This is a genomic window from Gymnodinialimonas sp. JB5-7 (assembly GCF_055693405.1).
This window is the reverse complement of record NZ_JBVFUX010000012.1, coordinates 1436139-1461284: the sequence shown is the minus strand read 5'-3', so window position 1 is coordinate 1461284 and position 25146 is coordinate 1436139. Positions and strand designations below refer to the sequence as shown.

General features: G+C 62.4%; 26 protein-coding genes and 2 pseudogenes. 14 read left to right on the top strand and 14 right to left on the bottom strand.

All coding sequences use genetic code 11. The annotated features are described in order from the left end of the window. Nucleotides 1-61: 61 nt before the first annotated feature. Nucleotides 62-2190, bottom strand: a pseudogene (pnp, locus tag ACZ1HK_RS15745) (polyribonucleotide nucleotidyltransferase). Nucleotides 2191-2462: 272 nt separating this feature from the next. Between pnp and ACZ1HK_RS15740 the strand changes: the two are divergent. Further along, nucleotides 2463-3203 (top strand): RES family NAD+ phosphorylase, encoded by a 741-nt coding sequence (locus ACZ1HK_RS15740; RefSeq protein WP_472629491.1) that lies wholly within the window; start codon nucleotides 2463-2465, stop codon nucleotides 3201-3203. 399 nt (nucleotides 3204-3602) lie between these two features. On the opposite strand, the gene ACZ1HK_RS15735 is transcribed toward ACZ1HK_RS15740, so the two are convergent. The 4 genes from ACZ1HK_RS15735 to ACZ1HK_RS15720 form a co-directional block, all read right to left on the bottom strand. Further along, nucleotides 3603-4202, bottom strand: a complete 600-nt coding sequence (locus ACZ1HK_RS15735; RefSeq protein ID WP_472629490.1) for a sterol desaturase family protein — start codon at nucleotides 4200-4202, stop codon at nucleotides 3603-3605. A gap of 400 nt (nucleotides 4203-4602) precedes the next feature. Further along, entirely contained in the window at nucleotides 4603-4752 is a 150-nt protein-coding gene (locus tag ACZ1HK_RS15730; RefSeq protein ID WP_472629489.1) for a hypothetical protein, read from the bottom strand. A 155-nt stretch (nucleotides 4753-4907) separates the two neighbouring features. After that, entirely contained in the window at nucleotides 4908-5297 is a 390-nt protein-coding gene (locus ACZ1HK_RS15725) for a polysaccharide deacetylase family protein (RefSeq protein ID WP_472629488.1), read from the bottom strand. Continuing rightward, nucleotides 5294-6163: a LysR family transcriptional regulator gene (locus ACZ1HK_RS15720; protein ID WP_472629487.1), complete on the bottom strand. Its 870-nt coding sequence runs from the start codon at nucleotides 6161-6163 to the stop codon at nucleotides 5294-5296. The genes ACZ1HK_RS15725 and ACZ1HK_RS15720 overlap by 4 nt, the downstream gene beginning before the upstream one ends. A 101-nt stretch (nucleotides 6164-6264) precedes the next feature. Here ACZ1HK_RS15720 and ACZ1HK_RS15715 point away from each other — a divergent pair, with 101 nt between their 5' ends. Then, nucleotides 6265-7314 carry a sodium-dependent bicarbonate transport family permease gene (locus tag ACZ1HK_RS15715; protein ID WP_472629486.1) on the top strand — a complete coding sequence of 350 codons (1050 nt, stop codon included), beginning with the start codon at nucleotides 6265-6267 and terminating at the stop codon, nucleotides 7312-7314. Nucleotides 7315-7328: 14 nt separating this feature from the next. Further along, on the top strand, nucleotides 7329-7646 hold the full coding sequence (locus ACZ1HK_RS15710; RefSeq protein WP_472629485.1) for a P-II family nitrogen regulator: 318 nt from the start codon (nucleotides 7329-7331) through the stop codon (nucleotides 7644-7646). Between the two features lie 44 nt (nucleotides 7647-7690). On the opposite strand, the gene ACZ1HK_RS15705 is transcribed toward ACZ1HK_RS15710, so the two are convergent. Both ACZ1HK_RS15705 and rpsO read right to left on the bottom strand, forming a co-directional pair. Next, nucleotides 7691-8311, bottom strand: a complete 621-nt coding sequence (locus ACZ1HK_RS15705) for a nucleotidyltransferase domain-containing protein (protein WP_472629484.1) — start codon at nucleotides 8309-8311, stop codon at nucleotides 7691-7693. Nucleotides 8312-8580: 269 nt separating this feature from the next. Continuing rightward, on the bottom strand, nucleotides 8581-8850 hold the full coding sequence (rpsO, locus tag ACZ1HK_RS15700) for a 30S ribosomal protein S15 (protein WP_368477324.1): 270 nt from the start codon (nucleotides 8848-8850) through the stop codon (nucleotides 8581-8583). A 375-nt stretch (nucleotides 8851-9225) separates the two neighbouring features. Between rpsO and ACZ1HK_RS15695 the strand changes: the two genes are divergently transcribed. Further along, entirely contained in the window at nucleotides 9226-10761 is a 1536-nt protein-coding gene (locus tag ACZ1HK_RS15695) for a calcium-binding protein (RefSeq protein WP_472629483.1), read from the top strand. Here the strand turns inward: ACZ1HK_RS15695 and ACZ1HK_RS15690 are convergent. The 6 genes and pseudogenes from ACZ1HK_RS15690 to rbfA all read right to left on the bottom strand — a co-directional run bounded on the left by ACZ1HK_RS15690 (nucleotide 10736) and on the right by rbfA (nucleotide 14422). After that, nucleotides 10736-11101, bottom strand: a complete 366-nt coding sequence (locus ACZ1HK_RS15690; protein WP_472629482.1) for an alpha/beta fold hydrolase — start codon at nucleotides 11099-11101, stop codon at nucleotides 10736-10738. The two genes, ACZ1HK_RS15695 and ACZ1HK_RS15690, sit on opposite strands and share 26 nt — an antisense overlap. Then, nucleotides 11067-11720 (bottom strand): alpha/beta fold hydrolase, encoded by a 654-nt coding sequence (locus ACZ1HK_RS15685; protein ID WP_472629481.1) that lies wholly within the window; start codon nucleotides 11718-11720, stop codon nucleotides 11067-11069. Before ACZ1HK_RS15685 ends, ACZ1HK_RS15690 begins: the two co-directional genes overlap by 35 nt. Further along, a pseudogene (locus ACZ1HK_RS15680) lies at nucleotides 11710-12223 on the bottom strand (DUF1643 domain-containing protein). The gene ACZ1HK_RS15685 and the pseudogene ACZ1HK_RS15680 overlap by 11 nt, the downstream one beginning before the upstream one ends. Nucleotides 12224-12354: 131 nt before the next feature. Next, nucleotides 12355-13260 carry a tRNA pseudouridine(55) synthase TruB gene (gene truB, locus ACZ1HK_RS15675; RefSeq protein ID WP_472629480.1) on the bottom strand — a complete coding sequence of 302 codons (906 nt, stop codon included), beginning with the start codon at nucleotides 13258-13260 and terminating at the stop codon, nucleotides 12355-12357. Further along, entirely contained in the window at nucleotides 13194-14018 is an 825-nt protein-coding gene (locus ACZ1HK_RS15670; protein WP_472629479.1) for a phosphodiester glycosidase family protein, read from the bottom strand. Before ACZ1HK_RS15670 ends, truB begins: the two co-directional genes overlap by 67 nt. Continuing rightward, nucleotides 14015-14422, bottom strand: coding sequence for a 30S ribosome-binding factor RbfA (gene rbfA / locus ACZ1HK_RS15665; RefSeq protein ID WP_472630853.1), 408 nt, complete (start codon nucleotides 14420-14422; stop codon nucleotides 14015-14017). The genes ACZ1HK_RS15670 and rbfA overlap by 4 nt, the downstream gene beginning before the upstream one ends. A 116-nt stretch (nucleotides 14423-14538) precedes the next feature. Between rbfA and dapB the strand changes: the two genes are divergently transcribed. Together dapB and ACZ1HK_RS15655 are read left to right on the top strand one after the other, a co-directional pair. Then, nucleotides 14539-15345: a 4-hydroxy-tetrahydrodipicolinate reductase gene (dapB, locus tag ACZ1HK_RS15660; protein WP_472629478.1), complete on the top strand. Its 807-nt coding sequence runs from the start codon at nucleotides 14539-14541 to the stop codon at nucleotides 15343-15345. A 52-nt stretch (nucleotides 15346-15397) separates the two neighbouring features. Beyond that, the gene (locus tag ACZ1HK_RS15655; RefSeq protein WP_472629477.1) at nucleotides 15398-15757 is read left to right on the top strand and encodes a dihydrodipicolinate reductase; all 360 of its coding nucleotides are present in this window, start codon (nucleotides 15398-15400) and stop codon (nucleotides 15755-15757) included. Between the two features lie 139 nt (nucleotides 15758-15896). On the opposite strand, the gene ACZ1HK_RS15650 is transcribed toward ACZ1HK_RS15655, so the two are convergent. Then, the gene (locus ACZ1HK_RS15650; RefSeq protein WP_472629476.1) at nucleotides 15897-16070 is read right to left on the bottom strand and encodes a DUF1674 domain-containing protein; all 174 of its coding nucleotides are present in this window, start codon (nucleotides 16068-16070) and stop codon (nucleotides 15897-15899) included. A gap of 77 nt (nucleotides 16071-16147) precedes the next feature. On the opposite strand from ACZ1HK_RS15650, the gene ACZ1HK_RS15645 reads away from it, so the two are divergent. The 8 genes from ACZ1HK_RS15645 to ACZ1HK_RS15610 all read left to right on the top strand — a co-directional run bounded on the left by ACZ1HK_RS15645 (nucleotide 16148) and on the right by ACZ1HK_RS15610 (nucleotide 25115). Next, nucleotides 16148-17380, top strand: coding sequence for an RsmB/NOP family class I SAM-dependent RNA methyltransferase (locus tag ACZ1HK_RS15645; protein WP_472629475.1), 1233 nt, complete (start codon nucleotides 16148-16150; stop codon nucleotides 17378-17380). Nucleotides 17381-17705: 325 nt separating this feature from the next. Beyond that, on the top strand, nucleotides 17706-19184 hold the full coding sequence (locus ACZ1HK_RS15640) for a heparinase II/III family protein (RefSeq protein ID WP_472629474.1): 1479 nt from the start codon (nucleotides 17706-17708) through the stop codon (nucleotides 19182-19184). A gap of 26 nt (nucleotides 19185-19210) precedes the next feature. Beyond that, nucleotides 19211-20797, top strand: a complete 1587-nt coding sequence (purH, locus tag ACZ1HK_RS15635; RefSeq protein WP_472629473.1) for a bifunctional phosphoribosylaminoimidazolecarboxamide formyltransferase/IMP cyclohydrolase — start codon at nucleotides 19211-19213, stop codon at nucleotides 20795-20797. 10 nt (nucleotides 20798-20807) lie between these two features. Beyond that, the gene (locus tag ACZ1HK_RS15630) at nucleotides 20808-21182 is read left to right on the top strand and encodes a hypothetical protein (RefSeq protein WP_472629472.1); all 375 of its coding nucleotides are present in this window, start codon (nucleotides 20808-20810) and stop codon (nucleotides 21180-21182) included. A gap of 39 nt (nucleotides 21183-21221) precedes the next feature. Continuing rightward, nucleotides 21222-21695, top strand: a complete 474-nt coding sequence (gene lspA / locus ACZ1HK_RS15625; RefSeq protein WP_472629471.1) for a signal peptidase II — start codon at nucleotides 21222-21224, stop codon at nucleotides 21693-21695. 57 nt (nucleotides 21696-21752) lie between these two features. Beyond that, on the top strand, nucleotides 21753-22253 hold the full coding sequence (locus ACZ1HK_RS15620; RefSeq protein WP_472629470.1) for a DUF3035 domain-containing protein: 501 nt from the start codon (nucleotides 21753-21755) through the stop codon (nucleotides 22251-22253). A gap of 124 nt (nucleotides 22254-22377) precedes the next feature. Continuing rightward, the gene (locus tag ACZ1HK_RS15615) at nucleotides 22378-23748 is read left to right on the top strand and encodes a M16 family metallopeptidase (protein WP_472629469.1); all 1371 of its coding nucleotides are present in this window, start codon (nucleotides 22378-22380) and stop codon (nucleotides 23746-23748) included. A gap of 92 nt (nucleotides 23749-23840) precedes the next feature. After that, complete coding sequence (locus ACZ1HK_RS15610) at nucleotides 23841-25115, top strand: M16 family metallopeptidase (protein ID WP_472630852.1); 1275 nt, start codon at nucleotides 23841-23843, stop codon at nucleotides 25113-25115. Nucleotides 25116-25146 lie beyond the last annotated feature (31 nt).

The following is a 25146-nucleotide window of genomic DNA, read 5'->3' as shown; positions in this document are numbered from 1 at the left end:
GCCAAACGAAAAGGCCCCACGCAACGCGCAGGGCCTCTCCCTAGTCTCTGGCAGAAAGGGCTTACTCAGCCTCTTCCTTGGCCATCTCTTCGCCGGTCTCCTGGTTGACCATCTTCATGGCCAGCCGGACCTTGCCGCGATCGTCGAAGCCCAACAGCTTGACCCACACTTCCTGGCCCTCTTTCAGGACGTCGGAGGGGTGGTTCAGGCGGCGGTTCTCGATCTGGGACACGTGCACCAGACCATCGCGCTTGCCGAAGAAGTTCACGAAGGCGCCGAAATCGACGATCTTCACGACCTTGCCCTTGTAGACCTTGCCTTCTTCCGGCTCGGCCACGATCGAGTGGATCATGTCATAGGCTTTCTTGATCGAGTCGCCGTTGGGTGATGCGATCTTGATGATGCCTTCGTCGTTGATGTCGACCTTGGCGCCCGACACTTCCACGATCTCGCGAATGACCTTACCGCCCGAGCCGATCACTTCACGGATCTTGTCGGTCGGGATCTGCATCGTCTCGATGCGCGGCGCGTGTTCGGAGAACTCACCGGCCTCGGAGACCGCCTTGTTCATCTCACCCAGGATGTGCAGACGCCCGGCTTTCGCCTGCTCCAGCGCCTTTTCCATGATCTCGGGCGTGATGCCCGCAACCTTGATGTCCATCTGGAGCGAGGTGATCCCTGCTTCGGTGCCTGCCACTTTGAAGTCCATGTCGCCCAGGTGATCCTCATCACCCAGAATGTCGGTCAGGATCCCGTAGGAGCCGTCCTCTTCCAACACCAGACCCATGGCCACACCGGCAACCGGCGCCTTCAGCGGAACACCCGCATCCATCATGGACAGGGAGCCGCCGCAAACCGACGCCATCGACGACGAGCCGTTGGATTCGGTGATCTCCGACACCACACGCACCGTGTAGGGGAAATCCGTCGCCGCAGGCAGAACCGCCTGCAGCGCGCGCCACGCGAGCTTCCCGTGCCCGATCTCACGGCGACCCGGAGGGCCCACGCGACCGGCTTCACCCACCGAATAGGGGGGAAGTTGTAGTGCAGCAGGAAGTTGGATTTGAAGTTGCCGTGCAGCGCGTCGATGAACTGCTCATCGTCGCCCGTACCCAGCGTCGTCACGACCAGACCTTGCGTCTCACCGCGCGTGAACAGGGCCGAGCCATGCGTCCGCGGCAGAACCTTGGTCTCGCACACGATATCGCGCACCTCATCCAACGCCCGACCGTCAATCCGACGCCCGTTCTTGACGACGTCCGACCGCAAAACCGTGCTCTCCAGCTTTTTCAAAGCCGACGACAGGTTCGGATCCTCAAGCTGCTCCTCCGAAAGACCCTCCTTCAGGCCCTCCTTCACAGCAGCCACCGCGTTCTGACGCTCCTGCTTATCCTTGATCGCATAGGCTTCGCGCATCTTGTCTTCGCCAGCCGCGCGCAGCGTCTCATACAGCTCCGAATAATCCGGCGGCTGGAAATCGAACGGCTCCTTCGCCGCCTCTTCCGCCAGATCAATGATGCAGTCGATGACCGGCTGAATGCTCTCATGGGCGAATTTCACCGCCCCCAGCATCTCGGCTTCCGAAAGCTCATAGGCCTCCGATTCCACCATCATCACGGCGTCTTTCGTGCCCGCCACAACCAGGTCGAGCCGCTGCTCAGGGTTGTTGCGCAGGTCGTGCATGTCGTCGACCGTCGGGTTCAAGATGTACTCGCCATCCTCAAAACCAACCCGTGCACCCGCGATCGGCCCACGGAACGGCGCGCCCGAGATCGTAAGGGCGGCGGAGGCCGCGATCATCGCAACCATATCCGGGTCGTTCACGAGGTCATGCGACAGCACCGTGCACATCACCAGCGTCTCATTCTTGAACCCCGGCACAAACAGCGGGCGGATCGGACGGTCGATCAGACGCGCGGTCAGCGTCTCTTTCTCGGTCGGCCGCGCCTCACGCTTGAAGAAGCCACCCGGAACCTTACCGGCGGCGTAGTATTTCTCTTGGTAGTGAACCGTCAGCGGGAAGAAATCCATTCCCGGCTTCGGAGCCTTCGCGAACGTCACGTTCGCCATGACGGAGGTTTCCCCTAACGTCGCAATCACAGACCCATCGGCCTGTCGAGCCACACGCCCGGTTTCCAGCGTGAGCGTCTCTTCGCCCCACTGGATCTCTTTCTTAACAATGTTGAACATCTGCGTTTCCTATTCGAGGGCACTCGCAGGCCCCTTGCCCGCGTCCCTCATCCATATGGCGGCCCCATTGCCGCCGACCCTTATCCTCGTTGCGAACGCCGGGTCAGAGCGCCTCGTCTCAGATGAGGCGGCACATACACGGGTTCAGGGGGTTTGGGAAGGGGAGGGTGGAACGCGTAGAACTCAACTGCCTTCTTGTTTGCCGTCGCTTGAAAGCATCGCTGCCAACGCAATAAGGTTGCGATCCCAACCTTTTGAAAAGAGAAGATGCTTTGAGCAGTCGTGAACATCATCCAAGTAGAATCGCGGACTCCTTGGCGCTTGGAGGGCTGATCGATCTCCGCGCCGCATGCGATTCTGCTGAAAGAATTGTGGACGCGGTCGTGCGCGTAGGTGACGAGGAAGCATTGGATGAGGGCTTTACGGCCTTTCGTGCGCGCAAGGATTACATCGAAGATGACACCTCTCGACCTGGACATATTGATTTCTATCCATTGACAGGAAGCGATATTGGAGCGCCCCCTCGCGAAAGAACGCTTCTGGGAAGGTTTAATCCTCCACTCAATCCTGTCCTATATTTGTCTACTTCAATTGAAGTGGCTCTATCCGAGTCACGAGCTTTGTCCACCGATACCTGCACCGTAGCAAAATTTCGCACTGTACGCCCAATACGCTTGGCAAAACTTCTAAAGAAAGGCGGCATACCGTTAGGCTGGCTTGATGAATCCCCATCGCAAGAGGCACTCGATGCGTGGCTTCTTTTCCAAACAACCGAATTTGTATCCCGACGTGTTTCCGACGCAGAGCGCGAACTACACTATCGCACCTGCAATCTATTGGCGTCTGCCCTCAAAGAACGGGGCTTTCATGGACTAGCCTATCGTACTTCGTTCTGGTCAAACGGTTGGAAGCAAGACGGGCGTTCGGAAGAAGAGGAAAGCATAAAGGCTTCAAACATCGCGTTGTTTGATCCAGACGCAGCTATTCCCGTCACTCAGGCCTCTACCGGATAGATTGGAAACGTCCCACAGCTGAAGTGAATGGCAACGCTTTCTGGAAGAACAGTTCGTTGGACAACAAAGAAAATGCAGAAGGGTAAACGATCCGGTTTCGCCGGTTGCGCCCAAATTGCGCTGGAGTAATGCAATAAGGAAATTGGTATTGCCAAGATCCGAAAGTGCCATTTGCGCGCGCTATTTGGTTGGCGGATTAACTGCGGACAAAATCCGCCCTACCACCCATAGCCTGACAGGGTATCGCAACGCGATATACCGAGAAGGGACGGGCCTGCCCCGGGCCCGGCGATTTGGCCACCCCAAGCGCTCCGCCAATTGGTCACACTAACTCGGCCACCATAAACTGCCACCCACATCCGTCCGGATCGCCGCACCCAGGCCCGTCGACGCCGGTGTTCAGCGCCCGGAACCACGCTCCGGCAACCCCCAAGCCTTCCGCGCCGTGACCAGCCGCAAGTCCTCCGGGTCCATCCCCAGGCTCATCACCGTCCCCCGATCAAACCGCGCCTTCGCAACGTCCCGATCATACCCCGTCCCGAACAGCGCATCGATCCAGCCCATCCCGAAACTCACATGGAAATTGCTGTCGTGGTCGTTGAAGTGGTGCCGCAGATGCTCATGGGTCACACGCTTCCCGAACCACCCCTTCGGCACGTCCAGATGCGCCAGCGTGTGGCAATATTCATAGAACGTGAACGCGCTCACCGACCCCACGAACAACGCCACCGCCCCGAACAGGCCCGCATCCCAAAACCCAAGCAAAGGCCACAACACCAGCGTATGCAAAACAACCGCCCCAACCCCGAACTTCACCGCAAACCAATCGTCCCCGCCGGTGAAGAACTCCGGCTCATTCGGAAACTCATGGTGCCCGATATGCGCCCGGTAGAGCGCGTTGAACGGCGACTGCTCCGTCGGAGGCTCGCGGTGATAGACAAACCGGTGCAGGACGTATTCCACGAAGAATTGCAGCACGACGCCGTAGAGGACGGCCACACAAACAAGCCACTCCGAAATTCACCGCAAACAGCACCAGACCAGCCACCCAAAACGGCGCCAACCGCTGCAATCCGCCCATATGGATCAAGACGCGCAATGTTGGGATCATGGTCCGTCCCTCCTTGCACGAACCCTAGCTCGACACGCCCCACAACCCGAAGCAAAACGCTGCGTCCAAGCGTTTCGAGAAATCGTTGAGACGACCCTTATCGCCAATGTCCCGAGAGCGCCGAAGGCGTGGCAGGTATTGGCGATTCACCTTTCTCGAAGCGCGAGACACCCCGTTAACCATGTTTCGGACATTTCTATAATCATAGAACTATTCTCGAAGGCCGGCCATTGTTTTCAAACGATAAATCCCGCTCAAAGCTCCGATTTCAACCTTGATCACGCGTGATCACTCCGCCAAAATCTCGCTGACCGTGACGAACTCAAACCCTCGTTCGGCCAGCCCCTCCACGATCCCCGGCAAAGCCTCACGCGTCGCCACATTGCCGCTGAACATCCCGTGCAGCAGGATGATTTCCCCCGCCTCCGCGCCCTCCACGACGATATTCCGTCAGGTCCTCCGCCGTCATCTCCGCCCCCAGCACCGTATCCGGCTCCATCGACCACATCACGGAGGGCCGCCCCATTTGCGACAGAACCCAAGGCAACACGAACAGCTTTTTCCCGAAAGGAGGCCGAAACGGGATCGCGCCCTCATATCCCAGCGGCCCGGATCGCCGCGTCCGTGTCCTCGATCTGCGCCCGCACGGCAGAGGCAGACATCAACACCATCCGCGGATGGTCCCACGAATGGTTCCCAATCTCATGCCCCGCCGCGACAATCGCCTCCGCCGCCTCCAGGTTCGCGACAAGATCCTGCCCTACCAGAAAGAACGTCGCCCTTGCGTCCCCCAAGCCCTCCAACAGTGCCGCCGTATGCCGCGCCGTCGGTCCATCATCGAAAGTCAGCGCCACAATCTGCGCCGATCCATCCCCACGCGTGACGATCTCGCCAAAGACCTGGAACTCCCGTGCCCGGCTCACCTGCCACAACACAGCTGCGAGGAGGGCTGCCAGCCCAAAGAGCGCCAGAAGCCACCTCATGTCCCCGCCGCCTCAATAAGCCCGTCCAACAACGGATGCGGAAATGTCCGCTTCAACGTCACCGCAAAGAACCGTTCCGCAATGCCCAGATCGTACGGCGCGCTCACCAGCCGCCCGCTTTCCAACTCATCGGCCACCACCACCGAAGGCGTCACCGCAATCCCCGCGCCCTCACGGGCCAGCAGTCGCACCATCGCCATGTCGTCCACGCTCGCCGCGATCTGCGGCGTCACGCCGTACCGCTCGCCCAACGCCACGAAGCCCGCGTTGATCGTCGGGTCTGTCGGCACCAGAAAACGCCCCTCCGCCAGCAGCGCCTCCAACGTACCCGCCATCAGCCCCGGCACCCCATGCAGCCCCACGCCCTGCTCTGCCAGCCTATGCGCACGCAGCTCGGCCCGCCCATCCCCGCGCGGCGGCTCCGTCATCAGCGCCACGTCCAGCGACAGGCTCGTCAGCCCGTCCACCAGCTCCGCCTCCGAGCCTGAGCGCAGGATCAACTCCACATCCTCCCGTCCCAGAACCGGCCCCAAAAACCGCCGCTGAAAATTCCGCGACAGGGTCGAAGCAGCCCCCACCCGCAACGGTGGCATCCGCGCACCGCTCTGCTGCAAAACCGCCATCAAATCCGCGCCCGTCGCAAAGATCCGGTCCGCATGGTCCAGCGCGATCCGCCCCACCTCCGTCAGCTCAAGCCGCCGCCCGACCCGCTCAAACAGCGCATGCCCCAGCCGCGCCTCCAACTGCTTGATCTGCGTCGACAGGGCCGATTGCGACACGTTCAGCTTCTCCGCCGTGCGCGTCAGGTTTCCCTCATGGGCCACATCTCGGAAGTATCGCAAATGATGATAGTTCAACTGGTCCATGTTCCACAAAATAGAACATTACGTGAAGAAAGATATATTTTTTATCTGAAAGGCTCGCCGCTATTTCCCCCGAAACGACACACCCAATCGGGGGCACGCCCATGCTGATCGACATTGCCACAACCGTTGTGGAACAGATGCAGAAGCCCACGCTCGCCTTTCTGATCGGCGGCATGGCACTGGCGGCTTTCGGCTCCAAGCTTGAAATTCCTGAGCCGGTCTACAAGTGGATCGTCTTCCTGCTGCTGATGAAAGTCGGCCTCGGCGCAGGCATTTCGGTGCGGGAGGCCGACCTGCTCGCCCTCGCCGTCCCCGCCCTCTTCGCAGCCTTTGTCGGCATCGCCATTGTGCTTCTCGGTATCGGAACCCTCGCCCGCTTCAAGAAGGTCAACCCGATGGACGGCTACGCCACGGCGGGCCTGTTCGGCGCCGTCTCCGCCTCCACCCTCGCCGCGGCCATGGCGATGCTCGACAGTGAAGGCATCGCATATGAGGGCTTCATTGGCGCGCTTTATCCGTTCATGGACATTGCCGCGCTCGTCACCGCCATTGTCCTCGCCCGCCTCTCCGCCGAACGCAAAGCCGCCGCCGCCATCAACGCCTCCCCCGGCGGAACCGCCACCGCCAACGCCGGGCCGCAAGGCCTGGCGCAAGGGATGGTCAAAGGCATCCTCGTCGACACCTTCCGCTCAGCCGCCATCTCCGCCCTTCTCCTCGGCCTTGCCCTCGGCATCCTCGCCCGGCCGGACTCCGTCTACGAAAGCTTCTACGACATCCTCTTCCGGGGCCTCCTGTCGATCCTGATGCTCATCATGGGGATGGAGGCCTGGTCGCGCCTGTCGGAGCTCAAGGGCGTGGCCCATGCATACATCGCCTACGGTCTCCTCGCGCCCCTCGTCCACGGCGCGCTTGGCTTCGGCGCAGGCCTGATCGTCCACCAATTCACCGGCTTTTCCGGCGGCGGCGTTGTCCTGCTGGCGGTCATGGCGGCGTCTTCCTCCGACATCTCCGGCCCACCCACCCTGCGCGGGGCCTTGCCCGAGGCGAACCCCTCGTCCTACGTGGGCACATCCACCGGCCTCGGCACCCCAGTTGCGATCCTGTCGATCCCGCTCTGGATCGCGCTCGCAGACCTCACAATCGGCCTTTGACGCGGAGAGCTGACATGTACGACGCAACCAAACTCGTGATCATCACCGAACGCAGCATCCTCGACGGCGTCGCCGCGCTGATCATGGAGGGCGGCGCGACCGGCTACACCCATGTCGATGCGGGCGGACGCGGCAGCCGCGGCAAACGCTCGGCCAACCGCCCCGGCGTGGGCGGCGTCCTGTCCAACGTGAAGATCGAGGCGATTGTCAGCGATGCTGAGAAGGCCGAGGCCATCATCCAGACCATTGCTGACCGCTACTTCCAGCACTATTCCGGCATCGCCTATGTGGAGCCGGTGCATATCCTCAGGCCGCATAAGTTCGCGGTCTGACCCACCTAATCAGCGCCGCTCATGGCGTAAGAGTCGCTCGATCTCTAGGCATTTCTTTCAACCGGGACCAGAGTCACGGCCTCGAACTGTTCCAAGGCACGAGAATTCATAGCCCAAGGCGAGTCGGCCCGCTGGCGCGCAAGTCTCGAAGCAATGAACGCTGCATAAGCCAGTTGTGCTTCGATCATCGCATCCCTCCGGCAGAGCGGGGGCATCGACATCAAAATCGCCTTCTGCTCTGCGGTTATGAGTCGATTGAGGTGCAAGATACCCCACGGTTCGTGGCATTCGTTCTCGACCATCAGATCGACCAGCTTGTTGCGCAGCAATGAAACGGCAAGCGCCCCGTTGAGGTATTCTTCGCCCACGGCCAGCGGGATCAGGCCAAGGATGCGGATGATCCTCCACCTGATACCGAAACCGTTTGGCATCCGGTGCCACTTCAAGCGGACGTGCGGCGAGTTGCTCGTAAGGCCGTCGTGGTCGAAGAGCGGCTTCAACGCGCTCTGTGTCTGACGGCCAAGCTGGTCGGGTTTCAGGATCACCACATCCGTGCGCGTCCAGTCCTCGGTGATCGCGTTGATCAGGACCGGGGCAGTGGTCTGGTCCCACCAGAGCACGATCTCGCCGGTCCGTTCGATTGCCGCGCGCCATTGGGCCGCCATCGCATCCGTTGCGCCGTCTTCTGAGACAAGGAGAAAGTCGATATCGCTGTGTTCATCGGCAAGCCCGTTGCAGTAGCTTCCGCTCAGAAATAGCGCGCGGATACCGGCCGCACCGCGAAGGATTCGGAAATGACGTCGATTACCTCATCATGTGTCATTCGGCTTCTCCCGCAGAGCTCCGACACCCTACCAGCCGCCTCTAACAAAGCCATGCCCCAAAAACAAAGGGCCCCACCGGGGCCCTTCTTTTCGCTGTCCGAACGTCCGTCTTAGCGACGGATGCCCAGGCGCTTGATCAGGTCCTGGTAGCGGGCCTCATCCTTGGCGCGGGTGTAGTCCAGAAGCTTCCGGCGCTGCGCGACCATCTTCAGGAGGCCACGGCGGCCGTGGTTGTCCTTCTTGTGGGTCTTGAAGTGCTCGGTCAGGGTCGTGATGCGGCTGGTGAGGATGGCCACCTGAACTTCAGGGGAACCGGTATCGCCTTCTTTCGTGGCGAATTCCTTCATCAGGCGCTGCTTTTCTTCAGCTGTAATCGACATCGGGGTCTCCTTTGGGTTTGTGTGGTATGGCGCAAGCCGGGATGTCGTCCAGCAGGGCCCGTGGAGGGTCCGCGCAATGGCGGATGCGGGGCCGTACACCGAATCCTTCCCTGTGAAAACCCCTCCCTCCCCGCGCCATTAACCAAAGGCCAAATTCGGCGGCGCCAATGGGTCAAATTTTCGGTATTATGGGGCTTGGTCTTTAGGGTTCGGCAAGACGTCAGGGGCTATCCCGGATCTGCCAAACCTGTGCCCGACGCGATCCGCGACGATGCGCCAAGAACCGGAACTCTGCCAGAAGGCCGGGTCAGGCCCCCTTGGGGTCGATGTCTCCTGAATCTGTTTCACCTAGCCCATCAATCTGAGGGAACCCAAATGCTCGTCGCCGGAAGTGTCCTTGCCCTATTGCTCGCGGGCCTCACCGTGGATGGCCTGTTCAACCCCGAAACGGAGGAGGAGGAAGAGGCAAACGGTGCTGCAGACGGGGGTGATGCCCCCGAAGATGTGCCTACGGGGATGACCACCCTCGATGATCTGCTCTTCTCCGAGGACGAGGCGGAAGATCCCTCTCTTCAAGCCCGCGCTGAAACGCTTGGCTACACGCCGCTCGACGATGTCGACATGGCCGATGAAGATGCGGCTGAGGCCGACACCTTTGACGCAGCTCCAATGGCCGAGGCTGCCGCGGGGAATACCCTGCTAGAGGTGACGGAAACCACCCTGCTGGACGACGGGGCAGAAGTGCCCCTCGTCACCGATTTCTGGCCCGGCACGGACATGCTGGTCATGGATTTTGAGGGCGGCGAAAAAGACATGCCCGTCATTACCGTGGACGCGGATCCTGACACGGAAGACGCCATCATCAATGCCAACGGGCAACCCGTGACCATCGTGCAGGATGCCGCTGACATGTCCGAGAAGGATATTTTCGTCCAAATGAGTGAGGATGAGCAGGATGGCATCAGTCTGATCGATGGCTCCGGCCTGGTCCCGGACCTGCCGCTTGATCTGCCCGAAGACCTTGGTGATGTGCCCCTGATCGACCCAATCGTCGACGTGGTCGAAACCATCAGCGATGGCGTCCCCGGCGCGGCGGTGCTTGATGCCATTATGGACGATCTGGGATCGAACCTGTCCGATCTGGGGGGCGCCGGCGACATGCTGGATGCGCGCGGTGATATCGATGCCGCCTTCGGAACCGGCGGTGTCGACGCGCTGACCGGCAGCTTCAACAACGATGTGCTGACCGGCGGCGACGGCCAGGATGCCCTGTTCGGCGACGACGGCAATGACCTCCTCTCCGGTGGCGGCGGCAATGATGAATTGCACGGCGATTTCGGGGATGACGACCTGCATGGCGGCGACGGCATCGACTTCCTGGATGGCGGCGAGGGCCATGACACGCTAGACGGCGGCGCGGACCGCGACGCCTTGTTCGGGGGCGAGGGCGATGATGCGCTCTATGGCGGCAGCGAGGATGATATCCTGCACGGCGGCGCAGGTGCAGATACCCTCAACGGTGGCTCCGGCAATGACACGCTCAACGGCACCTTCAGCCATGGCAGCGGGGATCAGGATGCAGGCGACCTGCTCCTCGGTGGCAGTGGCGATGACCAGATCATTCTGGGCAATAACGATGTCGCCCAAGGCGGGTCAGGGGCGGATACCTTTGTCAGCGGCGATCACATCACCGACGATGCGTCCGCTGGAACCGTGTCCGATTTCAACCCGTCCGAAGACCGGATTGAGGTGATCTACGATCCCGCTGTCACCCCGAACCCCGTGATCGAAGTGCAGGACTTTGCCGACGGCTCCGGCGCCGATATCGTCCTGAACGGGCAAGTCATTCTCAGCGTCGCGGGCGCGCAGGGCCTCGACCCAAGTGTCATCGACCTGCGCACAAGCGCCTGACGAACATCATAAAAGCCCGAGCAGTGCGCCCCCGCAGATCCAGGTATCTGCGGGGGCATTTCATTGCGACACCGCCACCTAAGCAGAAGTGCTCTAGAACCGCTGCCAATACCGCCTCCGGCACCTCTTCCATTGCGAAATGGCCCGAGCCTTCCAGCTCAACCCCCCGCAAATCCTCTGCCCAATCGCGCCAAACGCCCAACGGATCGCCCGTCTTGGCCGGGAACCCGCCCGCGCCCCAGACAAACAACATCGGCGCCTTGATCTTCGCGCCCGCCGCCCGGCTTTCCGCATCAATGCGCCGGTCAATCGTCGCGCCTGCGCGGTAGTCGTTGCACATCGCCGCAACCCGCACCGGGTCCGCCCCCTGCGCACGGTAGCTCTCCAACGCCTCCGCCCCGAACACATCCAGCGACCGGCCATGGGTCCAGGCTGGCCAGCGTCCAGTCGATATAGCCTGGCCCGTCCGCCGCGATCATCCGCTCCGGCAAGGGTGCGGGCTGCGCGAGGAAGGTCCAGTGATAGGCCGCCAGGGCCAGCTCCGCGTCCCAAGCCGCCCAGAAATCCCCAGTCGGCACAATTTCGATGATTCCCAGCCGATCCACCCGCTCCGGCGCATCCAACGCCAGCCGATACGACACCCGCGCGCCCCGGTCATGCCCCAGCACATGGGCGCGCTCCAATCCCAGCGCATCCATCAGCCCGACAATATCGCGCGCCATCTCTCGCTTGGCATAGGCCGCCACACCATCGGGCGCGTCGCTCTGCCCATATCCGCGCAGATCCGGGATGATCACATCGAACCGTTCGGCCAAAGCAGGTGCGATCTTCTCCCAGCAATGGTGGTTCTGCGGAAATCCGTGCAGCAGGATCAACGGCGCGCCGGATCCCGCCCGGTGCACACTCAGCCGCACCGCGCCCACTTCAACAAAGCTCTGCGCAAATCCCTCAATCGGCATGCCACACCTCCGGTTGCACCTTGTAGCCAATGTAAAGCGGATGCTTCGGATGCCCCTCCTTCGATAGGCCCAGATGCATCAGACTCCACCCCCGCCCCGCGCAGCATGCACTCCACCTCAGGGCCCCGGCCCAGATGCGCGCCATGGGTGCCCCAGGCACAAATCACCGTATCCGCCCAATCCGGTGCCGACATGATCGCCGCATCATTGCCCGGCCCCACCGGGTCCGCCGCGGCCCGCATGTCGCGCGGATCGGTTGCGCGCCAGGCAAAGATGTTGAGCACCCGAAACGCCCCAAACCCCAAGGCCCGCGCCCGCCGCTCACAGCGCTCCACCGTGGGATCATTTTGCACTTCGGTCGCAGTCGACGGGTTCAACATCACAAACGCAACCTTCCGCCCGCCCTCGTCCCAAACCCGCGTCAGGGAATAGCGATACAGCTCACAGGGCGAATACACCGCGACCGAGGCCGCATCCCCCTTCAGATGCTCTCGTTCGATCACACACGCGCCCTCTTTGTTCCAAAAATATGCAAATCCGCCCTCTCCTCTAGGGCCATCACCCGCAAACAAAGCACCGGGCCGTGGCGCAATGGGGTGGGTGGGCGGGCATTGCGCCACGGCCCGTCCCGCCGTCACAAATTGAACACACGTTCCGGATGAAGCTCCCCCGCGCGAAACCGCCCCACGGCCACCGGCACCCCGTCCAGCGACGCCCAGGCCAGATCGCCATACTCTACCTCCCCCGGCAAAACCTGCCCGGGGTTCCCGTTCCGCAACCGCGCAGCCCCTGCCTCGGTCGCCCTCACCTCAGGCATGCCATCCAAAGCAAGCCCCACGGGCTGCAACAAGGCGTCAATCTGCGGCGTCTTGGCCAACGCCTCAACCCGGTCCAATCCAACCGCCTCTTCCAGATCGAACGGCCCGACCCAGACCCGCTTCAACCAAATCACATGGCCCAGACAGCCCAAAACCTCGCCCAGATCCCGCGCGATGGAGCGGACGTAGCCACCCGAGCCGCAGACAAAGCGCAAATCCACATGGTCCGCATCCACGCGGCCAATCATCGACAGCTCGTCCACATACAAATCCCGCGCCGCCAGCTCCATCTCGCCGCCGCCACGCGCAATGTCATAGGCGCGCTCACCATCCACCTTCACGGCCGAGAATTGCGGCGGAACCTGCCGGATTTCTCCCACAAAGGCGGGCAATGCGGCCTCGATCTCGGCATCACTGGGGCGCTCGGAACGCTCCTCGATCACCGCGCCCTCGGCATCATCGGTCTTCGTGGAAACCCCCAGCCGCATCCGAAACTCATAGGCCTTCAGCGCGTCGCCCAGATAGGCAATCGTTTTCGTGGCCTCGCCCAAAGCGACCGGCAAAAGCCCTGTCGCGTCCGGGTCCAGCGTGCCCGCATGGCCCGCTTTTTTGGCATCAAAGCACCAGCGCACCTTGTTGACCACGGCGGTGGAGGTCAGGCCCGCAGGCTTGTCCACCAACAGCCATCCTGAAACGTCCCGGCCCTTCCGCTTGCGCGCCATTCGCGCCAACCGTCGCCCGCAGCCGCGGCCTCGTCGCTGACGACAACGCCCAGGATCGGCCCGATCGGAAAGCCCAGGTCAGACCGCCCGATATCCGGTGCATGCAGGCGTGAGACGCGGCCATCGAAATAGAGCGCGTTGGGCGTGCCCAGATGATCACGGAAGAACCGTGCGAAGTGATGAAAGTTCACCGCCTGGTCCGAGATCACCATCCACATCCGGTTGCCCGTCTCATCGACACCCACACCGTTGCGGATGTTCAGACTGTCACTGTCGCGGATGAAGCGCGGGTGCAAATCACCATCGATCACGAGCATCGGCCCCGATTGCGTGGCGTGCAGGCAGGCGGGCGGATCTTCGGCAAAGGCGCGGCTTTCAACCACCGCCGCCTCGCCCTCACCCAGGCACAACACACCATTGGGCAGCAGCCCGAAATTCCCCGGCCCGTCGGAGGTGATGATGCGCATCTCCTGCTCACCATCCTCGACGTATAGGCCAACGGGCGAGCGGTCCTCGTGGAACATGCCCGCATTCATGGCGATGCCCAGGCGCCGCCCTTCGGGCAAGGCCTCTTCCACACGGCCAAAGGTGCCGAAGACAGCCCCCTCGCCGTCGCGCAGGAACAGGCGCACGTCCGCCTCGCTCAGATCTACCGCACAGGCCGTGAACTCCGCCTCGTCGAACAGCACCGTCTCACATTGCGCGCCGGACGCGGTCGGGGCCAACAGGGCCGTCAAAAGGGCAATCGCGCGGATCACGCATCATCCCCCTTTTCCACATCCCGGCGCACCTCCGCACGGGACAACATCTCGCGCGTTTCATCCATCCGGTCGAACGTCTCGTCGATGATGAACCGCAGGTCCGGTGCATATTTCAGCGTCATGTCCTTCATCAGCGCACGCCGCAGCTCGCCCTTGTTGCGCTTGAGCGCCTGGATCGCTTCCTCCCGCGCGCCCCCGCCCAAGGGCATCACGTAAACCGTCGCAACCTTCAGATCGGGCGAGGTCCGCACTTCGCCGACCGTGATCGACATCTGGTTCAGTTCCGGGTCATGCACATCGCCCCGCGACAGCACGCTCGACAGCGTGCGGCGGATCAATTCGCCAACGCGCAGCTGCCGCTGCGAGGGGCCGGGGCCATCATGGTGGGTGTTGCGTGCCATCGGGTCGTCCTTAACTCCGCCCCAGAGGTAGGCCATGCACGCGCGCCCGCAAGCGACGCTTCCCTGTCCGGCAGGGTTCCGCTACGACGCTTTCCAACAAAACCGGAGGCCGCAAGATGGACAGCACTGCAATCGCAATCATGGGCGCGTCAGGCCGCATGGGCCAAATGCTGATCGAGATCGTGAATGCCTCGGACAAAGCGCATCTGATCGCAGTGACAGAACGCCCCGGCCATGCTTGGGTCGGGCGCGATCTGGGCGAGGCGATGGGCGGTGCCGCCACGGGGGTTCCGGTCGTGGGCGACCCGCTCGACGCCATCGTCAAGGCGCAGGCCGTGATCGACTTCACTTCCCCCGCCGCCACGCTGGCTCACGCAAAGTTGACCGCGCAGGCGCGCTGCGTCCACGTCATCGGCACCACGGGAATGAGCGATAATGAAATCGCCCAGCTGGAGCCCTGCGCGCGCCACGCCACCATTATCCGCGCGGGCAATATGAGCCTTGGCGTGAACCTCCTGGTGAAACTCACGCAACAGGTCGCCGCCGCCCTGGATGAGGATTTCGATATCGAGGTCGTGGAATCGCACCACCGCCACAAGGTCGACGCCCCATCTGGCACCGCCCTGATGCTTGGCGAAGCAGCGGCAGAAGGGCGAAACGTGTCTCTGACGGATGTCGCAGACCGCGGCCGCGATGGCATCACCGGGGCCCGAAATCGCGGCAATATCGGCTTCACCGCCATTCGTGGTGGCGATGTCGTGGGCGAGCATGACGTGATCTTTGCCGCCGATGGCGAACGCATCGTTTTGCGCCATCTGGCGACGGATCGGGCCATCTTCGCACGCGGCGCGCTCAAGGCAGCACTCTGGGGCCAAGGCAAGGGGCCGGGCCAGTTCGACATGATGGACGTGCTTGGCCTTTAGCCGAAACGGTCTACCTCCCTCCGCATCCAATTCAGAGCGCGGAGGACCGATCATGACCCTCAAGACCCTCTTCACCGCCGCCGTGGCGACGCTTTGCCTTGCGGCGCCAGCCTTGGCTGACCTCACCCGCGTCAGCGACCGAGGCACGTTCTTGTCCTACGTGCAGGGGCGTGAACTCAGCCGCATCGGCGTCTCGCTGCAAGTCAGCCCTGACGGCTCCATCGCAGGCCGCGCACTTGGTCGCAACGTGACCGGCACGTGGAGTTGGGAGGGCGGCATGTTCTGCCGCACGCTCGATGCAGGGGACCGTCAGTTTGGGCGCAATTGCCAGGTCGTGTCCGTCGATGGCAACTCGATCCGCTTCCACGCCGATCAGGGCACCGGCGACATCGCGGATTTCCGCATCCGTTGAACCCGGCCAAATCCCGTTCAGGTGAGCAGTTTTTCAGCGCGCCGCGCGCACGATGCAAACTCCGCTCATCTGAACGCACTTTTTCTGAAAAACCTGCTCAGATGCACGCATCTTCGTTCAGTTGAGCAGATATCAGCGATCAAAAATCGATCGCCAAGCCCTTCTTCTCCCAATCGCCGTAGCGCACCGGTTCCGGCCCATCGCGCCCGCCAAGTTCCGTCGGCAGGTCCAGCTCTTTCGCCTTTTTCCGGCGCTCTTCCGCCTCGGCCAGCGCGCGCTGCGCCTCGGGCGGCAATTCGGTCTTATCGGTCATTCGCTCAAGCCTCTGCTTGTCTCATCCGTCCCCCCTGATATACGCGGCGCTTGTTCCAGAACAAGGATTCCGAGCCAATGCAGGCCCGCCAAGCCGCCCTTCACCTTCTCGATGCTGTCCTGCGCGAAAAGCGCATGCTCGCCCATGTGAGGGTCCCGGCCGAGGGGCCTGAGGCCGCCCGCGCCAGCCGCCTTGCCACGCAGGTTTTGCGCCAGATCGGGGCCGCCGACGCCGTGCTGGAACCTTACGCAATGCGCAAGCCACAGCTCGCCGTGCAGAACATCCTGCGGCTGGGGGTGGTGGAGCTTCTGGGCAACGGTGAAGACGCCCATGGCGTGACCCATGACCTTGTTTCCATTGCCAAAAAGCATCCCAAATCGGCAAAGGCATCGGGCATGGTCAATGCCGTTCTGCGCAAGGTCATTGCCGATGGGCCTGAGGTTTTTGCCGCCGCCCCCGCCCAGCGTGTCCCGCCCTGGGTCGACAAGGCTTTGCGCAAACGGATCGGCAAGGATGGCCTCGCCGCGATCCAGGCCGCCCATGCCAAGGCCCCACCGCTCGACATCACACCGAAGGACCCCGATTTCACAATGGAAGGGGCGGAACGGCTGCCCACCGGTTCGCTGCGGTTCCACACGCATCCGCAAGTCACCGCGCTGCCGGGCTACGACGATGGTGCCTTCTGGGTGCAAGACGCCGCTGCCGCGCTGCCCGTCCGACTTCTCGCTGATCTCAAAGGAAAATCTGTCCTCGACCTCTGCTGCGCGCCGGGCGGGAAGACGATGCAGCTTGCCGCTGCCGGGGCCGATGTGACCGCGCTTGATGTATCTGAGCCGCGCATGGAGCGTGTCGCCGAGAACCTCGCCCGCACCGGTCTGACCGCGAAACTTGTCACCGAAGATGCCTTTGATCACAAAGCAAAATATGACGCGATCCTGCTCGACGCCCCCTGCACCGCGACCGGCACGATCCGTCGTCATCCCGACCTGCCTTTCGTCAAAAATGGCCGCGAGGTCGAGCCGCTGACCAAGCTGCAAATGCAACTTCTCGACCACGCCCTGACGCTTCTGAACCCCGGCGGTACGCTGGTCTATTGCACCTGTTCGCTCTTGCCGGTCGAAGGCGAACACCAAATCACCGCCGCCCTGAAACGCCACGCCGATCTGCGTGTCATCCCAGCTGATCCGATTGCGCTTGGTGGGGAGGCCGATTGGGCCAGCCCCGAAGGCGGCCTGCGCCTGTTCCCGTCCCACTGGGCGGAGAAGGGCGGCCTTGACGGCTTTTACATGGCGGCGCTGACCCGCGAGTGACTCTGCCCATCAAACCCCTTATATTCCTCGCCAAAACCAACGTCCGAGCAGCCATCAAACCATGTCCGAGCCGCTAAACCCCTCCCCCGGCAGGCCCCGCGCGCGCGATGCACGACGCGGGCATCGTTGGGCCGTGTGGCGGGCGGGGTTCGGGCCGCAAATGCAGGGGTTTCTATGGCAGCCTGAGCCGCGTTTTCCCGGCTCAGCCGCGCGCGGTCGGCAGCTTTTGGCAGGCAATTTCCGGCTGGGGGCGCGCTGGTCGAGGGCGCTGGCCAAAGCCCGTGGGACATCGACGCTCCGACCGATGCGTTCGAGGCCGCCCTGCATGGCTTCGATTGGCTCGATGATCTGGCGGCGATCCCCGATGGCGGCGGGCGCGCAACCGCGCAAGCCTGGCTTGGCGATTGGCTGGTGCGTTATCGGCAAAGGCAAAGGCCCCGGTTGGAGCCCGGACCTGACCGGACGGCGGCAAATTAGGTGGATCAGCCAGGCGCTTTTCTTGATGAACGGCCAAGATCCGGACGACAGCAAATCCTTCCATTCGGCTCTTTCTCGCCAGACGGCGTACCTTGCAAAAACCTGGCCCAAGACCACCAGCGGGTTGCCGAGATTCGAGGCGCTGACTGGCCTGATTTATTCCGCCTGCGCCCTGATCGGGATGGAGACGCAACTTGATCCGGCCCTGAATGGCCTCGCCCGGGAATGCGCGCGCGAGATTGACAGCCAAGGCGGCATCGTCACCCGCAACCCCGAGGAATTGTTGGAGGTTTTCGTCCTTCTCACCTGGGCCGCGCAGATCATGCAAGAGACCGGGAAGCAGGCCGATCCGGCCATCGACACCGCCATTTTGCGCATTGCACCCACTTTGCGCGCTATCCGGCACGCCGACGGCAGCCTGGCGCGCGCCCATGGCGGCGGGCGCGGTGCACCGGGGCGATTGATTGGGGCGTTGATCCAATCAGGCGTGCGCCCGTCGCGCATGAAGGGCCTCGCCATGGGGTTCGCCCGCATGGCCGCAGGCCGCGTGACGGTGATCACGGATGCAGCGCCACCACAGATCGGCCCGGCATCGACCAACGCCCATGCAGGGACGCTGGCGTTCGAGATGACGTCTGCCAACCACCCGCTGATCGTCAACGCAGGCTCGGGTGCCGCCTTTGGCCCCGATTGGCGGCGGGCGGGCCGCGCCACTGTCAGCCATTCCACCGTTTCGCTGCAGGGTTATTCCTCATCGCGCTTCACCGAAAAAGCGCGCGACCAGCCGCCCGAACGCCTTGGCTTTGCCGAAGGGCCATCGGACGTGTCCGTGCAATGGGCCGAGATCGCCAATGGCGAAGGCGTGATCCTGTCCCATGACGGGTGGCGGCGCACCCATGGCCTTGTGCATCTGCGGTCTCTGACGCTGGAAGATCATGGCAACCTGTTGCGGGGCGAGGATGGTTTGGCGGCGCTTGACGCCAATGACCGCGAGAAGTTTCTGTCGATCAACCGAAACCTGCCCTCAGACGTGGGCCTGCGCTTTGCTGCACGGTTCCATCTGCATCCGGATGTTGTGGTTGAGCTGGATATGGGCGGTGCCGCGATCTCCTTGACCTTGCCAAATGAAGAGGTCTGGGTCTTCCGCCATGGCGGCGAGGGCGAGCTTTCCATTCAACCTTCCGTCTACTTCGATGCGGGTCGCCTGACGCCACGCGCGACAAAACAGATCGTTTTAACCAACCGCGTGAGGGGCTATGGGGCAGCCGTGTCCTGGTCCATTGCGCGCCCTGCCGCGCTTTTGCCCGCCCCTGATCTGCCGTTCTGAGAAGCGGCCACCGAATAGGATTGCCCATGCAAGATCCCGCCCCGCTGACCCGCGCTTTGCTGTCTGTGTCCGACAAGACCGGACTTCTGGAATTTGCGAAAGCGCTGGCGGATCGCGGGGTTGAATTGCTGTCCACCGGGGGCACGGCCAAGGCACTGCGCGAGGCGGGATTGGCGGTCAAGGACGTGTCCGAGGTGACCGGCTTCCCCGAGATGATGGACGGCCGCGTGAAGACGCTGCACCCGATGATCCATGGCGGGCTTTTGGCGCTGCGCGACAATCCCGACCACATCGCAGCAATGGAAGAGCATGGGATTGGGCCGATCGACTTGCTGTGCGTGAACCTCTACCCGTTTGAGGCGACGGTCGCGGCAGGTGCGGATTACGAGACCTGCATCGAGAATATCGACATTGGCGGCCCTGCGATGATCCGCGCAGCCGCGAAGAACCATGGTGCAGTTACGGTTCTGACGACGCCCGGCCAGTATGCGGAGCTGCTGGAGGAGCTTGAGGCGCATGGCGGCACCACCTTCGCCTTCCGCCAACGCATGGCGCAGGCTGCCTATGCGCGCACGGCGGCCTACGACGCGGCGGTTTCCAGCTGGATGGCCGGTGCCGCCGGGATCGACACACCGCCCCACCGCGCCTTTGCAGGAACGCTGGCGCAGGAAATGCGGTATGGCGAGAACCCGCATCAGAAGGCGAGCTTCTATTTGGATGGCTCCAACCGCCCCGGTGTGGCAACCGCGACGCAGCATCAGGGCAAGGCGCTCAGCTACAACAACATCAACGACACGGATGCCGCCTTTGAATTGGTGGCGGAATTCCCGCCCGCCGAGGGCCCTGCCGTGGCGATCATCAAACACGCCAATCCGTGCGGTGTGGCGAAGGGCGCGACGGTGCTGGAGGCCTACAAGGCCGCCTTTGATTGTGACCGGACCAGCGCATTCGGTGGGATCATCGCACTGAACCAGACGCTGGATGGGGCGACGGCAGAAGAGATCGTGAAGATCTTCACCGAAGTCGTGATTGCACCCGACGCGGATGATGACGCCAAGGCGGTCTTTGCGGCGAAGAAGAACCTACGGTTGCTGACGACCGGCGGCTTGCCCGATCCGCGCACGCAGGTGACCGCGTTCAAACAGGTCGCAGGCGGGCTGTTGGTGCAGGACAAGGATACGGGCCACGTCCCAGCGGACGCTTTGAAAGTCGTGACCAAGCGCGCGCCATCGGAACAGGAGATGGCCGATCTGCGCTTTGCCTGGACCGTGGCCAAGCACGTGAAATCCAACGCGATCATCTACACCAAAGGCAATGCCACAGTGGGCATCGGCGCGGGACAGATGAGCCGCGTGGACAGCTCCACCATCGCCGCGCTGAAAGCTGCGCGGATGGGGGATGAACTGGGGCTGACGGAGACTCCGGCCAAAGGCTCAGTTGTGGCCTCGGACGCTTTCTTTCCCTTCGCCGACGGCCTTCTTGCCGCAGCAGAGGCGGGCGCGACCGCAGTGATCCAACCCGGCGGCTCGATGCGGGATGAGGAGGTCATTGCCGCCGCCGATGAGGCCGGGCTTGCCATGGTCTTCACGGGCATGCGTCATTTCAGACACTAAGGAACGCCCGATGCGCCTCACGTCCCTCACAGGCTCGGCGCTGCTGGCGGCGCCGACCCTCCTCGCAGCATCGCCCGCATTTGCAGACGGCGCCCTGGCCCTTGCCGGATTGCAGGACATCGCGCGCAGCCCCTGCGCCTATCAAGATGAACCGGTAGACCCGCAGGGTCTTGCCGCTGCATTGGATGGCGTGGTCGGCGACGCCATGGGATTGCGCGATACCGATACGATCATCGGAACGATCTATGACGGCGACCCGCAGGCCGGCGCACGGATGTGGGCGTCAAACCTCGCCTTGACGCATCAAGGGTGCGAAACGTTGGTCCATATCCTCAGCAGCCCGGTCGACGAGCTGATTGCAGAGGTGCAAGCTGCGCAAGACTGACCTATCTACGACGCAACCGAGTTTCGAAAGGCTCCCCTTATGCGGCTTGTTTTCTTCAGCGCTCTGATCTGGTTCGCCCTCGACCAGGGGTCGAAATACGGCGTGCTTTACGGCCTTAATCTGATCGAAGTGCGGCACCTTGAAGTGCTGCCGCCGCTGCTGAATTTCCATCTGGGTTGGAACACCGGCATCAACTTTGGCCTTTTCGGCGGCGGGCCGGAGGTGATGCGCTGGGTCTTGATTGGCGTGGCCGCTGTGATCGTTGGTTGGCTGCTTTTTTGGGCAAAAACCGGGCTCACGCGCCCGATTGCCCTGCTGGCGGCGGGTGCCGTGATCGGCGGGGCGCTCGGCAATTCGCTGGACCGGGCCATCCATGGCGCCGTGATCGACTTTTTGAACATGTCGTGCTGCGGGATCGTGAACCCCTTTGCCTTCAACATTGCGGATGTCGGTATCTTTGCGGGCGCGTTCGGGCTGATCTTCTTTGCAAATTCTCGCCAAGAGGCCACCTGATACCCCGTGACGCCCATGCGAAGATGCGTTAGACCGACCCTGCAAGGAGAGATTGGGATGCCAATGCGCGTTACGATTTTGGGTTTGACCGTGGCTGTGCTGACTCTTTCGGCATGCTCGGATGCTGTGCCGACGCTGATGAACCTGCGGAACACGGAATCCGGCCCGGATGAGTTCAGCGTTGTCCCGACACGTGAGCTTGAGATGCCCACATCGCGCGAATTGCCTTCGCCGACGCCCGGCGGCATCAACCGCGCAGACCCCACACCGGAAGCAGACGCCATTGCAGCACTGGGCGGCAATATCAATGCAGCACCCAGCGCGGGTGGCCTGGTCTCCTATGCGGGACGCTTTGGCGTGGCCAGCGATATCCGGGGGACTTTGGCCGCGGAAGATGAACAATTCCGCCGCGAAAATGATGGCCGTTTGCTGGAACGTCTGTTCCGCAACAATGTCTACTTCGACGCGTACGAGGACCAGTCGCTGGACCGTTATGCGGAGCTTGAGCGCCTGCGCCGCATGGGTGTGCAAACGCCGTCTGCCCCTCCACCGGAATAAGCCAACGCACCGCCAGTGCGGGAAACCCAACCCGTTTTGCGCATAACGTCTGCGTCATGGCGGTTGATGCGCCCCGGCATTCCCATACATTCACCGGCAGACACATTATTGCCGGAGAACCTACATGTTCCGACGCCTCGGCCTGACGCTTGGCCTGGCCTTCACCCCATTTGCCGTTCAGGCCACGGGTGAGATCAGCGACTTTACCCTCGACAATGGCCTTCAGGTTGTTGTTGTCGAAGACCACCGCTCTCCTTCTGTGACGCACATGATCTGGTACCGCGCAGGGGCCGCCGATGAATTGCCCGGACAGGGCGGGATCGCGCACCTGCTGGAACATCTGATGTTCAACGGCACGGACGACATGGCCCCCGGTGAGTTTTCGGAAACGGTGGAGGCCAATGGCGGGTCGGACAATGCGTTCACGTCATGGGACTACACGGCTTATCACCAGACTGTCGCCGCAGACCGTTTGGGGCTGATGATGCAGATGGAGGCGGACCGGATGCGCGATCTGGTCCTAGTGCCGGAGGAAGTTGAAACCGAGACTTCGGTGGTCCAGGAAGAACGCGCGCAGCGCACGGATGGCTCGCCCGGTGCCTTGTTCAACGAACAGATGACGGCTGCCTATTACCGCAACCATCCCTATGGCCAGCCTATCATCGGTTGGCGCCATGAGATTGGCGAATTGACGCTTGAGATGGCTCAGGATTGGTATGATCTGCACTATCATCCGAACAATGCCATCGTGGTTGTTGCCGGCGATGTGACCCCGGAAGAGGTGCGCGCGCTTGCCGAGGAGCATTACGGCCCGATCCCTGCAAACCCTGACATTGCCTCGGAAGAGGCGCGGGTGCGCCCGACCGAGCCGCCGCAGAACGCCCTTCGCCGCGTGATCTACGAAGACCCCCGCGTCGCGAACCCCTATGTGTCCATGCAATTCCCCGTAACCGATGCCCTCGTGCATGACCTACGCTCTGCCGCAACGCTGGAGCTTTTGCGCGCCGTGCTGAGCGACAGTGATTTCACCTCGGTCTTTGCGCGCGAGTTGCAGATCGAGAACGAGGTCTCGCTGTTTGCAGCCGCCTATTACAGCTCCACCAGTCTCGATCACCGGCCGTTCACGCTCTTGAACATGCCGATCCCAGGCCGGTCGCTTGAAGAGGCGGAAGCAGACATTCTTGGCGTTGTTGCGGACTTCCTGGAAGACGGTATCGACCAGGCCGCCTTTGACCGCATCCAGTTCCAGTGGCAGGCAAGCCAGATCTATGCGCAAGACGATGCGGCCGGTCAGGCCCGCAGCCTCGGCACGGCGCTGACCACCGGCTATAGCGTCGAGGATTGGGAAAACTGGCTGGAGGTCACGGCCTCCATCACCACCGATGAAGTGATGGAGATGGCGCGCGCCTTGTTCGCCCAAGACCCCGCCGTGATCGGCCATCTGACCCGCCCTGCCCCAGACGTTGAAGCCGAAGAAGAGGAGGTGTCGCAATGACCTTCACCCGTTTTGTCACCCCGCTTCTTGCCGCCACGCTGCTGACGACCCCGGTCACGCTCCATGCACAGGCGCAGCCTGCAACCGAGGAAATGGAGCCGGTCGAGGCAATCATCGACATCCAGCTTGTCACCTCCCCCGGTGGGATCGAGGCCTGGCTGGTGCAGGACAATTCCATTCCCTTCATGGCCATCGAGATGTGGTTTGACGGCGGTGGCTCGCTGGACCGTCCGGGCGCGCGCGGCGCAACCAACCTCATGATGGCCTTGCTTGAGGAAGGCACGGGCGATCTGGATTCGCAGGAATTTGCAGCCGCCCAGGAAGGGCTGGCCGCGAGCTTTGGCTTTGACACCTACCGTGATGAAGTTGCGGTCAGTGCGCAGGTGCTGACCCAGAACCGTGATGAGGCGCTGGCGCTGCTGCGCGGCGCGATTGTGGAGCCCTCTTTTGACGAGGGCGCGCTGGAGCGGGTGCGCCAGCAGGTGATCTCGGGTATCGAGTACGACCTGACCGACCCCGACACGATCTCGGGCCAGACGTTCAATGCTTTGGCTTATGGCGATCATCCTTATGCCACCAGCCTCGACGGCACCGTTGAGAGCGTGGCGGGCCTGACCCGGGATGATATCGTTGCTGCCCATCGCTCTGCCCTTGTGCGGGATCGCGTTTCTGTCGGTGTGGCCGGTGACATCACGCCCGAGGAATTGGGCGTATTGCTTGATGACCTGCTCGGCGATCTGCCGGACTCGGACCTGCCCTTGCCTGAGCCCGGCGGAATTCCTCGCGCCTCAGGCGGCATCGAGGTCGTGGATTTCCCGGTCCCGCAATCCTCGGTCCTGTTCGGTAATGTGGGCATCACGCGCACGGATGACGACTTCTTCCCCTATTTCGTGATGAACCAGATCCTCGGCGCAGGCGGCTATCGCTCTCGCCTGAACCAGGAAGTGCGTGAGGAACGTGGCCTGACCTACGGCATCAGCACATGGACCGGTCTGTCCGACTACATTGCGATGCATCAGGGCGCGTTCAGCTCGTCCAACGATCTGGTGGCTGAAGCCATCGACGTGGTGCTGGCCGAGTGGGCGGACCTGTCTGAGAATGGCGTGACAGCGGAAGAGCTTGAAGCCGCGCAACGCTACATGACCGGGGCCTATCCGCTGCGGTTCTCAGGCAACAGCTCCATTGCCGGCACGCTGGCCGCGATGCAGGCCGACGACATGCCCATCGACTACATCAACACCCGGAATGAGCGCGTGATGGCCGTGACGCTGGAGGATATCCAGCGGGTGGCTGAGCGTGTGATCAACCCGGAAACGCTGCAATTTGTGGTGGTTGGTCGACCGGAGGGATTGGAGCCCTCCAACTAGGGCGCGAGATCGGTTCCAAGAGACTGGCGGT

Excerpts from the sequence above, each read along its gene's own strand:
- purH (WP_472629473.1), top strand. The coding sequence starts at position 19,211 with ATGCAAGATCCCGCCCCGCTGACCCGCGCTTTGCTGTCTGTGTCCGAC.
- ACZ1HK_RS15630 (WP_472629472.1), top strand. The coding sequence starts at position 20,808 with ATGCGCCTCACGTCCCTCACAGGCTCGGCGCTGCTGGCGGCGCCGACC.
- rbfA (WP_472630853.1), bottom strand. The coding sequence starts at position 14,422 with ATGGCACGCAACACCCACCATGATGGCCCCGGCCCCTCGCAGCGGCAG.
- truB (WP_472629480.1), bottom strand. The coding sequence starts at position 13,260 with ATGGCGCGCAAGCGGAAGGGCCGGGACGTTTCAGGATGGCTGTTGGTG.
- ACZ1HK_RS15715 (WP_472629486.1), top strand. The coding sequence starts at position 6,265 with ATGCTGATCGACATTGCCACAACCGTTGTGGAACAGATGCAGAAGCCC.
- ACZ1HK_RS15640 (WP_472629474.1), top strand. The coding sequence starts at position 17,706 with ATGGCTTCGATTGGCTCGATGATCTGGCGGCGATCCCCGATGGCGGCG.
- ACZ1HK_RS15650 (WP_472629476.1), bottom strand. The coding sequence starts at position 16,070 with ATGACCGATAAGACCGAATTGCCGCCCGAGGCGCAGCGCGCGCTGGCC.
- ACZ1HK_RS15615 (WP_472629469.1), top strand. The coding sequence starts at position 22,378 with ATGTTCCGACGCCTCGGCCTGACGCTTGGCCTGGCCTTCACCCCATTT.
- ACZ1HK_RS15685 (WP_472629481.1), bottom strand. The coding sequence starts at position 11,720 with ATGCCGATTGAGGGATTTGCGCAGAGCTTTGTTGAAGTGGGCGCGGTG.
- ACZ1HK_RS15645 (WP_472629475.1), top strand. The coding sequence starts at position 16,148 with ATGCAGGCCCGCCAAGCCGCCCTTCACCTTCTCGATGCTGTCCTGCGC.
- ACZ1HK_RS15695 (WP_472629483.1), top strand. The coding sequence starts at position 9,226 with ATGCTCGTCGCCGGAAGTGTCCTTGCCCTATTGCTCGCGGGCCTCACC.
- dapB (WP_472629478.1), top strand. The coding sequence starts at position 14,539 with ATGGACAGCACTGCAATCGCAATCATGGGCGCGTCAGGCCGCATGGGC.
- ACZ1HK_RS15610 (WP_472630852.1), top strand. The coding sequence starts at position 23,841 with ATGGAGCCGGTCGAGGCAATCATCGACATCCAGCTTGTCACCTCCCCC.
- ACZ1HK_RS15705 (WP_472629484.1), bottom strand. The coding sequence starts at position 8,311 with ATGGCGGCCCAATGGCGCGCGGCAATCGAACGGACCGGCGAGATCGTG.
- lspA (WP_472629471.1), top strand. The coding sequence starts at position 21,222 with ATGCGGCTTGTTTTCTTCAGCGCTCTGATCTGGTTCGCCCTCGACCAG.
- rpsO (WP_368477324.1), bottom strand. The coding sequence starts at position 8,850 with ATGTCGATTACAGCTGAAGAAAAGCAGCGCCTGATGAAGGAATTCGCC.
- ACZ1HK_RS15655 (WP_472629477.1), top strand. The coding sequence starts at position 15,398 with ATGACCCTCAAGACCCTCTTCACCGCCGCCGTGGCGACGCTTTGCCTT.
- ACZ1HK_RS15710 (WP_472629485.1), top strand. The coding sequence starts at position 7,329 with ATGTACGACGCAACCAAACTCGTGATCATCACCGAACGCAGCATCCTC.
- ACZ1HK_RS15725 (WP_472629488.1), bottom strand. The coding sequence starts at position 5,297 with ATGAGGTGGCTTCTGGCGCTCTTTGGGCTGGCAGCCCTCCTCGCAGCT.
- ACZ1HK_RS15620 (WP_472629470.1), top strand. The coding sequence starts at position 21,753 with ATGCCAATGCGCGTTACGATTTTGGGTTTGACCGTGGCTGTGCTGACT.
- ACZ1HK_RS15720 (WP_472629487.1), bottom strand. The coding sequence starts at position 6,163 with ATGGACCAGTTGAACTATCATCATTTGCGATACTTCCGAGATGTGGCC.
- ACZ1HK_RS15690 (WP_472629482.1), bottom strand. The coding sequence starts at position 11,101 with ATGTGCAACGACTACCGCGCAGGCGCGACGATTGACCGGCGCATTGAT.